Annotated in this window: 12 protein-coding genes; 7 read left to right on the top strand and 5 right to left on the bottom strand. The window is 57.5% G+C overall.

From position 1 onward, the window contains the following. Positions 1-285 precede the first annotated feature (285 nt). On the bottom strand, positions 286-474 hold the full coding sequence (locus tag HOC_RS19020) for a hypothetical protein (protein WP_035541518.1): 189 nt from the start codon (positions 472-474) through the stop codon (positions 286-288). Positions 475-538: 64 nt separating this feature from the next. Between HOC_RS19020 and HOC_RS19015 the strand changes: the two genes are divergently transcribed. The 4 genes from HOC_RS19015 (at position 539) to HOC_RS19000 (ending at position 7,568) form a co-directional block, all read left to right on the top strand. Then, complete coding sequence (locus HOC_RS19015; RefSeq protein ID WP_035541517.1) at positions 539-1,141, top strand: RNA polymerase sigma factor; 603 nt, start codon at positions 539-541, stop codon at positions 1,139-1,141. Beyond that, positions 1,134-2,204, top strand: a complete 1,071-nt coding sequence (locus tag HOC_RS19010) for a FecR family protein (RefSeq protein WP_035541515.1) — start codon at positions 1,134-1,136, stop codon at positions 2,202-2,204. Before HOC_RS19015 ends, HOC_RS19010 begins: the two co-directional genes overlap by 8 nt. A 170-nt stretch (positions 2,205-2,374) precedes the next feature. Continuing rightward, a complete protein-coding gene (locus tag HOC_RS19005) occupies positions 2,375-5,086 on the top strand; it encodes a TonB-dependent receptor (RefSeq protein WP_035541513.1) in 2,712 nt (903 codons plus the stop codon). Between the two features lie 319 nt (positions 5,087-5,405). Beyond that, on the top strand, positions 5,406-7,568 hold the full coding sequence (locus HOC_RS19000) for a S9 family peptidase (RefSeq protein ID WP_035541510.1): 2,163 nt from the start codon (positions 5,406-5,408) through the stop codon (positions 7,566-7,568). Between the two features lie 174 nt (positions 7,569-7,742). Here HOC_RS19000 and HOC_RS18995 read toward each other — a convergent pair whose 3' ends face one another. After that, positions 7,743-8,681 (bottom strand): HEPN domain-containing protein, encoded by a 939-nt coding sequence (locus HOC_RS18995; protein WP_035541507.1) that lies wholly within the window; start codon positions 8,679-8,681, stop codon positions 7,743-7,745. 38 nt (positions 8,682-8,719) lie between these two features. Next, on the bottom strand, positions 8,720-9,637 hold the full coding sequence (locus HOC_RS18990; protein ID WP_035541505.1) for a HEPN domain-containing protein: 918 nt from the start codon (positions 9,635-9,637) through the stop codon (positions 8,720-8,722). A 285-nt stretch (positions 9,638-9,922) separates the two neighbouring features. On the opposite strand from HOC_RS18990, the gene HOC_RS21575 reads away from it, so the two are divergent. Next, entirely contained in the window at positions 9,923-10,771 is an 849-nt protein-coding gene (locus HOC_RS21575) for a DNA -binding domain-containing protein (protein WP_051625115.1), read from the top strand. A 262-nt stretch (positions 10,772-11,033) separates the two neighbouring features. On the opposite strand, the gene HOC_RS21950 is transcribed toward HOC_RS21575, so the two are convergent. Both HOC_RS21950 and HOC_RS23000 read right to left on the bottom strand, forming a co-directional pair. Continuing rightward, the gene (locus HOC_RS21950) at positions 11,034-12,128 is read right to left on the bottom strand and encodes a restriction endonuclease, SacI family (protein ID WP_084146465.1); all 1,095 of its coding nucleotides are present in this window, start codon (positions 12,126-12,128) and stop codon (positions 11,034-11,036) included. Between the two features lies 1 nt (position 12,129). Beyond that, the gene (locus HOC_RS23000) at positions 12,130-12,333 is read right to left on the bottom strand and encodes a helix-turn-helix domain-containing protein (RefSeq protein ID WP_422120059.1); all 204 of its coding nucleotides are present in this window, start codon (positions 12,331-12,333) and stop codon (positions 12,130-12,132) included. A 110-nt stretch (positions 12,334-12,443) separates the two neighbouring features. Between HOC_RS23000 and HOC_RS18975 the strand changes: the two genes are divergently transcribed. Then, on the top strand, positions 12,444-13,667 hold the full coding sequence (locus HOC_RS18975) for a DNA cytosine methyltransferase (protein WP_035541502.1): 1,224 nt from the start codon (positions 12,444-12,446) through the stop codon (positions 13,665-13,667). Positions 13,668-13,954: 287 nt separating this feature from the next. Further along, positions 13,955-14,166 (top strand): antirestriction protein ArdA (locus HOC_RS18970; protein WP_035541499.1); only part of this gene is annotated, 212 nt, incomplete at its 3' end.

The following is a 14,166-nucleotide window of genomic DNA, read 5'->3' as shown; positions in this document are numbered from 1 at the left end:
AGCATGCGCAACGGGGCACAGGTTTTGACCTGGAGGTCTTATCGCTGTGCCGGCCCACCCGGGGTGGACGTGTATCTGATTGCAACCTGAATTGGAAGGTGGGAGAGGGCGAGCGGGTAATCGTCCCTGAGAATAATCAGCTGAAAAATGGATGTCACTGGTGTTGACTGTCGACGCAGATAAGCATGAAGGAATCGAGAGTTGGCGACAGCCAGATCCTTGCGATCCTGAAGCAGGTCAGAACCGGCGGCCTGGTTGGGGAGCGGTCCAAAAGACCGGTAAACTCTAACCGGCAGTGGTCCAGACCAGGGTCTCAGAGCAGCGCCCAAGATCAATTTTAAATGGATAGTTCCGGGTTTTCTGGATATCTTCGGTTTTCATTTCCTGCTGCTGTTCCGAAAAATCCAATGCACCAGTGGGAAGATGCGGCGCGGCAGCCAGTAGGACGCGACGGTACGCGAGCCATCTGGACATTTTGTCATTTCCAAACAATCCTGAGCATCGTTCGCGCATCTGCGTTCGCCGCGTAGGAATGAGTATGAGCCATACCCGGACGCCGTTCGACCAGCCCAAGGTCCGCGTAGAGCACGATCAGGAACCGGTCGATGCTGAGCTCGATGGTCTTTATCGCGCCTACTTTGCTGACCTCGTCACCAAGGTGCGAGCCGCTTTTGGTTCCGGTCCACCCGAGCCCGAGGATGCAGTACAGACGGCGTTCATGAAATTTGCGCGCCTGAAGGATCGCACCGCCGTCGCCAATCCGCGCAACTTCATTTTCATTTCTGCCCAGAATGTCATTCTCGATCACAGGCGCGCGTCGAGGACGGCCAATGCCTATATTGCCGAGCAACTGGCGCTCGACACAGAATTGGCGCTGGAACAGATTACACCCGAGCGCGTCGCTGAAGCAAAAGAGAGGTTCTCGATCCTGATCGCGGCAATGCGCCAGCTTCCGCAGAAACAACAGGCGCTTCTGACCATGTCCCGACTCGAAGGCAAAACCTATCGTGAGATCGCCGCTGAGACAGGCTATTCGCTGGCCGATGTCGGTCGCAGCATCAATCAGGCCATCACCACACTTGTGATCGCTCTGAAACGCGATAGTCGCCTGCCGCGTGATCCTGGGGCGTACGATGACTGAGGCAAAACGTGAGGAACAGATTGAGCGCGAGGCTGCCGAGTGGTTCACCCTCCTGCATTCGGGTGAAGCAGACGCCGAGATACGCTCGGCATTCGAGACCTGGCTTCATGGTAGCCGGGCTCATAAGATCGCCTACCGAGAATTCGAGCAGGTGTTCCGGGATCTTGAATTCGTTGCGCCCGAGGCCGGCGTTGATGTCGACGCTTTTCTGGGGCGCAAGCCACGAGGCATCATCGACGGGCTGTTCGCCCTCGTTCGCCGACCGGTGCTCGCTGCGGCGGCGGCAAGCGCTCTGGTTACCGTGCTGGTTGTTGCTGTGCTGTATGTGCAGGGTTGGCCGCACGTCGTCGCGCCAACCGAGCCAGTTATGGCTGAATCAGGCGCGTCGGAGCTTTTCACGCAGATTGGCGAAATCAGGGAGATTGCGCTCGAAGATGGCTCGGTTGTGACGCTGGGGCCGGCCTCCAGGATCCAGGCAGAGTTCTCCGGTCGGCGCCGTCACCTGGTTCTGCTCGAAGGTGAGGCCTTTTTCGACGTTGTCAGCGATCCGGAGCGCCCCTTCTACGTCACAAGTCAGGATACACTCGTGCGTGTTGTGGGAACCCAGTTCGATGTGAAGCGCAGCGCCGACATCGTTCATGTCTCCGTGCTCGAAGGCGTGGTCGAGGTGCTGAAACCCTCTGACATCGTCGGGGTCATCGAGACGGGTGATACAGCCTCCGTCCCAAAACAGGTCCTCATGGCCGGAGAGCGTGTGAGTGCGGCGCGGCGGGTGGCGCTTCCCGAGATCAGGCAGATCGAGCAGGCCAAGCCAGGCGCCTGGCGCCATGGTCGCCTTGCGTATGAAGACGCAAGCCTTGCTGAGATTATCGCCGACATGAACCGGTATTCCGAACAGCGGATCAATATTGCGACCTCGGAGGTCGGCGATCTGCGCTCGACGATCTCTTTCGATACCGAGGACATGGATGAGGTCCTGACTGTGATTGCGGCCATTCACCCCGTCACGATTGAACGTTCGAGAGGCGGCGCTGTTACGCTGCGCCGAAGAGACCGGCGGTGACCTTGTGACTAATTTGTCACGCCGACGTCTCCTTCCCAGAAAAAGAGCGGAATGTGAATTTTCCCTGAAACACAGAGAGCCGGTCTCCGTCGCTGTTCTGAGAGCCCCGGTCTGCAGGATGCCGGTCGGGGCGATGGACAACACGACAACCTTTCCTGGGGGAGACCATCATGAACTTTCGCTACTTCAACCGTTTCGCGCTGACGAGTGCCGCATCGGCAATCGTCCTGTCCTTTGCCGTTGCCCCGGCTGCTGCTCAGGAGACAGTTGATTTTGACATCAAGCGCCAGCCTCTGGCGCGGGCCCTCCTGGACTTCAGTGAGCAATCTGGACTGACGGTCGCTGCGCCAAGCGATCTGATGAACGGAAAGACGTCTCCTGCCGTAGAAGGCGACATGGGGCCGACAGAGGCGCTCGACCGTCTGCTTGCCGGTTCCGGCCTGAAACTTGTTGCGCTCCCGAATGGGGCTCTGACGATCGTCATGGCGGAGGCTGAGAGCCGCCCTTTGGGGACTAAGGCGTCCCTTGGGAGGGGCGCGGCCAGCCGCGTGCAGCTGGCGCAACTTCAGGACAGGACAGTAAGTGACGCTTCACCGGCTACGCTTGCGCAGGACGAGGCTGAAGCGGACGCCGACAGGGAGAAGCGTCAGGCTACCGTGATCGTTACAGGCACGACTATCCGCGGCGTGGTGCCGGCCAGTGCGCCAGTGCTTTCCTTCGATGTCAGCGACATCCAGTCTGCGGGTGTTGTGTCGGTTGAAGAGTTTTTCGCTACGTTGCCCCAGAACTTCAACGGCCGCAGTGGGGAGGCGTTCGGGGCAACGGCCGGATCGTCCTTCCGGAGCAGCCCCAACCTGCGCGGCCTCGGAGACGGGGCGACGCTCGTCCTTCTGAACGGCCGCCGCATGGTCGCGCCCGGCGGAAGCACACCGGACCTCTCCTTCCTGCCACTCAACGCTCTCGAGCGGGTGGATGTTCTGACCGACGGGGCCTCTGCCATCTATGGCGGAGATGCGATCGCGGGCGTCATCAACTTTGTTCTCAAGGATGAATTCCAGGCTCCGGTCACAGAGCTTTACTATGGCGCCGTGGGGGAGGGCGATCACGCCCGGTGGGGTTTTGGTCAGACCGGTGGTCTGAACTGGGAATCCGGGAGCTTGATGGCGGCCTACAGCTACAAGGAGCAAAGTCAGCTTGATGCGGAAGACCGTGATTTTGCCCGGGCTGCTGCTCCGTTCGAGCTTGTTCCGGACAGCCGCACGAACAGCGGTGTTCTTTCGCTCCGGCAGGACCTTGGTTCCCGGGCCGGGTTTTTCGCCGATGCCCTTTACTCTCAGAGAAATGCTGGAAATGCGCTCGTCCAGGGCGGCATCTTCACGGTTTTCACGGATAACTCGACGGAGCAGACGCAGCTTTCGACCGGCGCCTATAAGGAGTTTGCAAAGACCTGGCGCGGGGAAGTCTTCGTCGTCGCGTCTCTGAACGATGATCAGAGCGCCAGCGTGAGGGTTCTGAACGGTGATGTTGTTGCACAGTTTGATGTCAACCAGAATTCGACATACTATGAAGCAGGAGGCAAGCTCGACGGCGAGATCATCACGCTTCCGGCCGGAGCTGTCCGGGCATCTTTTGGTGCGGGCTACGCCGAGGAAGACTACGAAACCAATATAAACGTTATCAATGTCCGCAGTACGAATGAGGTACTGAGCAGAGACTCAGCTTATCTGTTTGCCGAGACATTCGTCCCTCTCGTCAGCCCTGACATGGGTGTTCCTCTGGTCCACGCGCTTGAACTAACTGCAGCCGCGCGGTTCACGGACTATTCCGATCTGGGATCCGATACGGTGCCCCGTGTGGGTGTGGCGTGGTCTCCGGTCGAACAGCTCAGGCTGCGGAGTTCCTACTCTGAATCCTTCCGGGCTCCCTCCCTGCGCGAGCTGGGCGGGCAGCCCTTTATACAGATATTCCAGTTCGTTCTCGGAGGAGACACCACACCGACACGTCTGATTCTCAACGAAGCCGGCCCTCCGGCCGGGGATATCCGACCGGAATCGTCGGACACTTTTTCAGCAGGTTTCGACTGGAGCCTTCCTGCCCTCAACGGATGGGAGATGTCGGGGACCTATTTCCGCACCAAATTCGACAACCGACTTGGCAAGCCAGATCCCACGGGTGGTTTTGCCGCCTTGTCTGATCCGGCAGCGTTCGGCGAGTTCTTCATCTTTGATCCGACACCGGCGCAGGTAGCGGACCTGATTGGCAACAGTCCAATTGGTTCTGACAGCCTTGGCCTGAACAGTCAGGATCCGGCCGTTATAGCCGCCGGCGTCGATGCTCTTGTTGATCTTCGCTCAAGAAATCTGCTGCGCAGCGAAGTCGAGGGATTTGATTTCACGCTCGCGCACACCGGCTCGCTCGGAACATTCGACACGAATGCCTCACTCAATGCGGCCTACATTTTTGACTCAAAGCAGCAGGCGACACAGGCGGCAGGAGAGATTACCACTGTCGATATCGTGACACAGCCGGTTGACCTGCGGCTTCGCGGATCGCTGGGGGTCGGCCGCAACGCATGGACGGCTAATGCTGTCATCACTTATGTGGATGACACGGAGGACCGCTTTGCAGCAACGCCGGCGTCCGTGGACAGCTGGACTGTCCTCGATCTCAATGCGTCGTATACTTTCGCAGGCAGCAGCAATGCAGCGCTTGAGGGTCTGAAACTTGGCCTGGGGGTCAGAAATGTGTTCGACACCCCGCCGCCGGAGGTCGAGAGGTCGGCGCTCGGCAATCAGGGCCTGACGCGCCCGATCGGGTATGATCCGACCAATGCCAGTCCGTTGGGACGCTTTTTCCAGCTTCGGCTGACGAAGGAGTGGTGACGCCGGAAGGATAGCAATGCCGGGCTTGTTGCGGCCGGAGACATCCATATGCCGACTATAGTTTTAATTGAGGCAGGCAGGATTCTCCGCATCCTAACCTGTCCTGGTGGCTGTCTTCGTCAACGGCGACGAATTTCGCCCCGATGTTCCCGGACCTGCGGCCGAGCCCCTGCAGGCAAGAGACGATCGCGCGATGACCGCAGAATAGGCCGACAGGCCGCTTCCGGGCGTCATTGTCAGAATAGGCAATCGCGTGAACCCCACCCGGCAGGCATGCAAACGCCAGCCTGCCAGCCGCAAACACCAAGGAGGCCGCTCAATGGCCAGTATAAAACACCCGAATATATGCAGCCGGATCCTGCTGGTGCTTCCGGCGCTGTTTCTGCTGGCATCATGCACGATTATCGCGGGCCCGGGCCTCGCTCAGGACAAACCGGAGATAACGATCGAAGATGTCGTCCATCGGGGCCGGCCTCCCCTGGCGACTGTCGGCTGGCTGGGCTCGGACCGGTTGTACGCGCAGATGAGGTCTCCAACCGGGGAGACGTCCTTCCGGGCGCTGCAGCAGAACGGACCGACCGGAGCTGACCTCAGCGCAGGTTTCGATGATGAGAGCGCCGGTCAGGGCACCTATCGAAGGGTGTCAATCTCCCCGGGCGGAGCGTGGCTGATCTCCCATATAGATGGAAAATGGCGGCTGCTCAATTCAGCAACACAGACACAGGCGACCCTGGAGGTCCCCGAGCCTCCCTCGGAGATCGAGGGAAACTTCGCATGGCACAAGGCTGACTGGGCCGATGACGCTCGGCGTGTCGCGATCAGCGAGATGTATGATGGACGCCGGCGCCAGAACGCGATGGTCAGGACCAAAACGGTCAACGGGGTCAGGCTGGAAGAGACGGCGCCAGTGTCGGACGAGGTATTCGTGCAGGCCACGCGCGTGATCGCTGTGGATATCGTTGACAGCAACAGTATCGGATCATGGATATTTTCGGGATGCACCTCGGCCGGTCAATCCTTTTCGCCGGGCCCGGAACTCTACGTTACGCTCACCTGTTTCGAAGACGCAGTGCCTCACACAAAGCTGATCCGGATCGACCTGGAAACGGGGGCGTCCCAAGAGATCTTCCGGGCCAATGCCATCCTCCAGGACTCGCATCCGAGACTTTCTCCGGACGGCCGGCTGATAGCCTTTGCACTGAATGATGATGACTCAAACTGGGCGGGCTTCATGGACCTCGCTATCCTCGACGCTTCGACAGGCGAAATCATCCGGCGGCTACGGCCGGCCGCAAACCAGGGCCTTACACCTTCGAATGACTATTTCTGGTCTGATGACGGGGGCGCAGTCTATGTGAGGGCGCGGGCGGCAGGACTGGATGAAGTCTGGTCGCTCGCCCTGACGGGTGATCACCGGCGCCTCGCGGGCGGCGAGCGCAGGCGCTACGGCATGTCTCTTTCGCCGGATCGGTCTATGCTCAGTTATACAACGGTCGACGGTTACGGGTATCGCGATGTCCGGACGGTTGACGTCGCCACCGGCGAAGAGGCGATCTATGCCGTCATCGATGATCCGGCAGCCGACTTTGACCTCGGGCATTGGGAGCAGATTGAATGGACGTCCGACAACGGGATCCGTCCAAAGGGGTGGCTGATCAGACCTTCCGGATTCGATCCCGAAAAGCGCTACCCGCTCTTTGTCTATGTCCACGGGAACGGGACGGGCAGTGATCTCTATCTTGATGGAGCGTTTACAGGATCGGTCAGCGGCGGTCCTCTGGAATGGCACGCGCTGGCCGCGCTGGGATATGTAGTGTTTGTTCCCGACTACCGGATGAGCGGCAATTACGGGCCAGGTCCGATCCGGCAAAGTCTCACAGAGCATCTTGACGGCGCCGTGTATGACTCACGCGATGTGATTTCCGGAGTGAAGTATGTTGTATCTCTCGGCTCTATAGATCCAAACAGGATTGCAGTTATGGGACACAGTGCCGGTGGTACGCGGACCTTCAAAGCCCTGACCGATGAACCCGGCCTTTTTGCTGCTGCGATCCTGAACGACTCCTCTCCATTGGATCTTCGGTCGGTGCTCCAAGCTGCCTCCAGCGGGAGCCGGACAGGCTCCGACTTCAACAGGTTTCTCCGGAGCTTGCTGGGGCCAGAAATCAGCGACGATCCGGAGCCATACAAGGCGAACTACGTCCTGGATGCCGTAAAGATCCGCACACCTACTCTTATTCTTCGTGGGGGATACGGCGGGGCGGTTTCGCCAACGCAATACGCGTCCCATGAACAGGCGTTTACCCTGATCAGGCAGTCCGGGGTCCCGGCAAAATACATCACTTTCCTGGACGAGGGTCATACCTATACAACACCGGAGGCCGCGCTTGTTGCTTTCGACCTGGTGATGGAATGGCTTGCAGAGCATATGCCCCTCCCTTCAGGCGATCCGGATTCTGTCGCTCCTAAGCGTGGGCAGTGATCTGAGACCCATTTGGTCCCGCAATTGAATGGGGAGGAATTCAAACGACCAACCAGAAATTGACGAGTTGGTATAAATCTAAGCACCTGGACAGATTAGTGGCGCCGGCGAGGTCAAATTCTCCGCCTCTCTGGCACTTTCCCATTTCCCGATCTGCCGGAGCACTGGCGCGGATCAGAACGCCTTTGCCTCTGTTTCAAGCTTTGCCAGCCGCTCCTGGCAGGATGCCTCGGCAAGCTCCAGGAGCCGAGTGATGCGTTCGGCCTGCCAGTTCAGGATTTCAACATTTGTCTCATAGGCAGGTGAATAGCGGGCTTCCACATAGGCGCGGCGCAGGAGTTCGAAATAGCGTTTGTAAGGTTTGCGTTCCGGGGCCCATGCTTCGGCGAGACGCGGATCGATGGCTTCGCAGCGCTGGCGCAGCTTGCCGAGGTGGTGCGTAGCCGGAGCATAGAGAGTAACGGTAAGGAGAACCATGCGGTAAATTGCTTCTGCAGCTTGGTGCAGATGGAAAGCCGAATGATTGTTCTCATCTGCACCTCTTCCTGCATGCCTTATTCCGTCGCCCAAAAACAACTCTGCTTTCTTGCGCCAGAGCGAAACATACTTGGCTGCTATCTCGTAGGCTTTCTGAGGATTTGGGGATCCCGGCTGGGCCAGTCGGTACCTTGGCTGGCCGGGGCCTGCTTTGGTATCGCTGTCATATAGCAAAACGCCTTGATTGATGACTTCGGTAAAGAAGTATTGGCCGTCGCTGAGTGACCGGTTTACGTCCCGTAGCGTGTGGACGATGAGCGATATATCTTTCTGGATTTTAGGGTCCTGGAACAGGCGGTCTTCAACACTGGACCAGAAGGTGGTCATGTCGGTCAGTGCTTTGTGAGAGACGATAACGAGGAAGTCATAGTCTGAAGCCCGGCCGGATTTGCGGTCGTCGAACCACGTTCCCCGCGCGAAGCTTCCATAGAGAACAAGTTTGAGGATGCGGTAGCGAGCCACCCGTTTCGACGTGGACTTGCGAAGGCGTGCCTCAAGCTCTTCGAGGATCACCCTCCGGATGTAGGTGACCTCTTTCTGCTTTTGCAGGTTGAGATGATCGAGACTGTTCTTCACGAGCTGCGCGTTTCCTCTTGTGGCACGTCTCCGCCACTCTACCTGTCGTCGCCACTAGAAACCAGAGTTCTGGAAGACATGCAATTCTGTTGGCCATGTTCAGCTTTGAGGCGGTCGAGGTGCTCACGACACAGGGCATCCGCGAGGCCGATCAGCACCTCTATTCGATCGGCTTGCCAGGCGAGTATGTCGGCATGGGTCTCGTAGGTCGGCGAATAGCGGGCTTCGACATAGGCCCGCTGTAGCAGTTCAAAATGGCGGTTAGAGGATTTTTGCAGCGGCGCCCAAACCTCGTCGACTCTCGAATCGACCGCTCTGGCAAGGCTGCGGAGCTTGCCGAGGTTGTGGCTGGGGGGCGCGTATTGGGTCACCGTCAGCAAGAGCATGCGATACGCGAACTCAGCTGCTTGGCTGAGACTGAATGCGGCATGGCTATTTGCCTCAGGATCCTCGCCGGTGTGGAAACGGCCGTCTTGCAAAGACAGGTTTGCTTTTTTTAAAAAGCGGGAGTGAAATCCTAAGCCAAACTCGTGAACGGACCGAGGATCTGAAGCAACTGGCTTGGCAATTATATTCTTGGGCCGGCCGTCCTTGCCGGGTTCACTGTCCTCGTAGGCGAGGATGCCTTGATTGATGATGTCGCAGAAAAACGGGGCGCCGGCTTTGAGGTGGCTGTTTAAGTCTGGCAGCGTGTGGATGATGAGGGTTACGGGGCATTTGACATGGTGGTCCCGGGCGATGCGCTCTTCGACCTCGTCCCAGAAGGCGCTCATCCCGGCCAGCGCGCGATGGCTGACGATCACCAGGAAGTTCATGGCGGCATGCGGGGAGAGGGCTGCTGTCTCTGATGCACTGTTTCTCGCGAAGGGGCCGAACAGGATGAGCTTTAAAAGCCGGTAGCGGCTCGCTCTTGCGCCACCTCCTGTTTCGATCCGGGCCTGCAGCTCTTCAAGCATGATGTCCCGGGCCCTTGCCAATGCGCGGGCGCGGCCTGGGCTGAGATGATCAAGTGACGTCTGCAAGGGCGGAAATCTCGTCTTGTTTCGGCAATCAGGAGGGCGAAGGAGATTCAACTAAAGAGAGGATATCTATTGGGTTTTTCGCTGTAAAGGTCTTTGTCTGGAGAGATGGGAGCTGGTTCTCAGGTGGATGGGGGAACGCCTTTTGGGAGAATTGATATGTTACCTAAGATAGAAATTGGCATCTGGCTTGCACGTTTCGGAGCGACACGGAAGCGGCAGATGAAAACCTACCCCTTGAATTCCTCAGGCGTACTGAAACGCTATGATTATCTCTGGCCGCTTTCGCGAGACCGGTGGGCCTGGGAATATCTCCGGCGCAACCCGAAACTGAGGCGCGATGCAGAGTTACGCAGCGATTCCGAGATCTCGGAGAGAATGGCGCCCTGCGCTCCGATCAGGATGCTCAGGTCCCGCGTGCCCCAGAGACTGGCCGAACGCTGGGGCCTGGTCTTCATGCCTGATCCGGACCTCAATGGTCTCGAAGCCGACGCGGTCTGGAACAAGCATGTCTATCCCGACCAGGTCGAAATCAACTGCTCCCCGCGGGCGCCCGGTCAGAATTGTGACATCTGGGACCGCACCGTGCCGATCTGCGATATCACGCATGTCACAGACCTTCAGGCCCGCGAGTTTCTCCTGGTCCGCGGAAAAGGCTGCGTGGTTCAGGTCCGCTGCACGGGCGCCTCGCTGATTGGCCTCGAGCCCGTCAAAATGAAGCTGACCATTTCTGACCTCGATGACTATGAGCGCAAACTCAAGGCGCAGAAGGCGGCCCTTGAGCTGGTCGAGCAGGGACCCGTCGCTGAAATGCCTCTGTGGACGAAGACGACACAGATCCTGCGGGACGGCCTTGTCGCCCTCGATTGCCTTGAGCTCGGCATGTCCAGGCGGGACATTGCCGCCGTGCTGAATGGCCAGGAGGCCGTTGAGGCGGAATGGGGCCTCGAGACCGGGACGATGAAGGACGCGATCAGGTACATCATCCGCAAGGCAGAAGGTCTCCGTGATGGCGGGTATCTGGTCGAGCTGCTCGGCGCCGAGACAGGTCTGGATCAGCGCGTGGCCTGAAGAGGCCTTGTCTCATCTGCGACCTGCCCGCTGGAGGCGGGGCTGTCCGGCTGGAATGGACGTATTGAGGTGGGACAGAGCCGTTCTTCTGGCCGGCCCGGCTCGTCTCACTGAGGGATCAGAAAGTCCGGCTGCAGGCACGGGGCTGGGGCTCACCGGCAGGTCGCGCGCCCGCGCTTCCCACTGTCCGTTGGCCAGAGGGGTCACGGGCGCCGAATGGATTGAGGTGTGGGTCAGGTGCCGCTTCAAATTTTCTTGGACACTAGCGGGCATAAAAGAGCTTCTGCCAGAGTTCGTATCCTGCCCGCGAGACTTCAACTTCACGAAGCCTAAGTTCAATAAATTCGGCCGCAGCGGATACTGCCGGTCGCATAGCGAACTTGCTCCAAAAAAGCGCCTCTTCCACGATATCGCCCCATCCGTAGAACAGTCGAAATCCAAGTCCTCGTTCTTTTGCCCATTTTGTCAGTTCGGCTTTGTCCAAAAGACTTTGATTGGGGGAGACCATCAGGATGGACACATCCGCCACACCATGTTTCTGGCAGATGCCAGCAAACACATAGGCATCGGACATGCTTACAGATTTGTCCCGAACTTCTAGTGCCTTAACAAATGTTGAAGTGTCATCCCTACTTACGACGCAAACGTCGCCCGGATGGTTTCGGCTCGGGTCATTTACTCTACCGGACAGAACAAATTCTGTTCCCTCCACCAGGTCGAGTAGTCCTGCGGCCACCGCTTGGGCGCGGCGCCCATTTTCAGAGTTTTCACTGACGAATATACCCAATGTCTGTGCGAAGTCTTCCAGAGCCACTGACACTGCTCCAGAGTAGGAAGAATACTCAACTGCATATGATTTGCGAACATGAATGAATGCGCGAAGCGCAGCCTCAGCGTCCTCCGAGCTTGATGATTGCAGTTCATCGATCAAAGATCGCATGAATTCAAAAGGGGGACGGCTAGCCGAATGAATAGGCGTTTCGTCTCCAAGCCATCGCATTCGAAAATATGGCTGATTATTTAAAGGCTCACGGCCTGTGACACCCAAATGGATGCCAATCTTATTCGCGCATGGCACCAATACCTTTTCAGCGAGTGTTCTCGCTGGGTATGAGCGTTCTGAGTTGCGGGCATGTGTGGGTTTGACGGTATTCAGATCGACTTCCGCATTGAGTGATTTCGCAAGTATAGCGGTACCCAAGAATGCCACATGTGTTCGAACGTTCGCAACTTCGCAGAGATTTGACAGGCGCTCAATCTTTGAACTCCACGATGCGTCGAAATCTCCAGCAAATGCACGTTCTGCCTGTTTGAGAAAAAGGGTTGTTGCTGCAGCATAGTCAAACCGGATGGTCATGTTATTTCACCTTGATCGGCGTGCGTCGCAACAGGATTTCAGGACCGCAATCCAAAGCTTCGCATAGCGTGGAAATCGTGCTCAGGCGGGGATTATACGCGGCTCGACTCGCGATCGACTGAAGAGTCGAAACAGACAATCCCGTAGCCGCTGCCAGTTGCTCATAAGTCAACTTGCAACCGCTACGTCGTTCGAAATCGTGCATCGCTTCTTTGAGAAAAATCCGCAACATGTTGTATTGACAATACAGTTTACAGGGGTCGTATGGGGTATAGTAAGAATCGCCTTACGTCCCAGATAGCGGAGAATCTCACTATGTTGAAAGCCATAAGTCTGTTTTCGGGAATCGGCGGGCTCGATTTTGGCTTTGAGGCTGCTGGCTTCGAGACCCGCGTAGCGTTGGAGCTTGACCCGAGAGCATGTTCGACGATCCGGCTGAATCGACCATGGCCTGTCCTTGAGGCTGACATCAACGATATTTCATCCAAGAAGATTCTTGAGACAGCCGGCTTGAAAAAGGGAGAAGCTGATATTTTGTTTGGAGGCCCTCCCTGCCAACCGTTCTCAAAGTCATCATACTGGGTGCGCGGGGATTCTCTTAGACTAGATGATCCGCGTGCGGACACGCTTACGGGATATTTGAGAGTCTTGCGTGACACTCAGCCGAAGACGTTTTTGCTTGAAAATGTCGCGGGTCTGGCATTCAAAAATAAGGATGAAGGTCTGCGGCTCATCCTCGAAAGCATTGAAACGATTAACCACGAGATTGGCACAAATTACAAACCCGTTTGGAAATCTCTGAATTGTGTCGACTTTGGCGTGCCACAGCGACGGGAGCGCATTTTTATTGTCGGGGCCAGGGATGGTCAGGAGTTTAAATTCCCTGAGCCGACCCATCGAGATCCGCAGATCTCGGATGATGATCTTTTCTCGACGCAGCTGCCTTATACAACAGCTTGGGACGCGCTTCACGACATTGATGAGCCGACTGAATTGTCGGGCCTAATTGTGGGAGGAAAATGGGGAGATCTCCTTCCGACGATACCCGAGGGAAATAACTATCTGTGGCACACCAATCGGAACGAAGGCGAGCCTCTATTTGGTTGGCGGACCCGTTACTGGAGTTTCCTGTTGAAGTTGTCCAAACGTCTGCCGTCGTGGACAATTCAGGCTCAGCCAGGATCGGCGATAGGCCCGTTTCATTGGAATAACCGACGGTTGACGTTCGAGGAGATGTGCCGGTTGCAAACTTTCCCAGATGGTCTTCGGGTGCAAACTGGGAGAACTGAAATGCAGAGGATGCTTGGCAATGCGGTACCATCCTTGATGGCAGAAACATTAGCTCGTGAAATCAGGCGGCAACTTCTCAGGACCCCCCTTAACAGCAAACGAATATTGCTTCCGCCAAACCAGACCGCTGTGCCTGCACCAAAGCGGACAACCAAGGTTCCCGACAAATACAAGTCTATGCTAGGTGACCATGCGGACCACCCGGGCACTGGAAAAGGTAGCAAAGCACTGAAAAGATCGGCTGCGTAAGTCCCAGTTATCGAGCTTCTATACCGTGGCGTGAGCGCGCGTATTATCAAGTGTCGTCTCTCAGACGTCCGTACATCTCCCCAACAGCCGGGTCTGGGCGGACGGTGCGTCTGCCAGAGCGCGGTCGCCGCGCAAGGGGGCGGACGTTGTCGTCATTGATCGTCTTTAAGTTTCCTACCTACGGCTTCCCCTTGCGCGGGGCCCTTATGCGCTCCGGCGATGCACCTTTTCGCCGCCCACCCCCGCCTGTGCGGGAAAGAACGCAGGGCGGCGCAAAGGAGACTGACATGACTGACCAACTTGACCCCGCTGCACCCCTTGGAACAGCTACCGCTCTCACGGTTCCGGACCACCCCCGCATCTACGTGGCCTGCCTTGCGGCCTACAATAATGGCCGCCTGCATGGCGCATGGATTGATGCGATCACGCCTGACGCGATCAGGGCAGGAGTCCGTGAAATGCTGGCGACGAGCCCCGAGCCTGATGCCGAGGAATGGGC

It is taken from the genome of Hyphomonas oceanitis SCH89 (assembly GCF_000685295.1).
GTDB classification, from domain to species: Bacteria; Pseudomonadota; Alphaproteobacteria; order Caulobacterales; family Hyphomonadaceae; genus Hyphomonas; species Hyphomonas oceanitis.
Note: the sequence above shows the minus strand (reverse complement) of the source record. Positions and strands in the feature narration are given on the sequence as shown.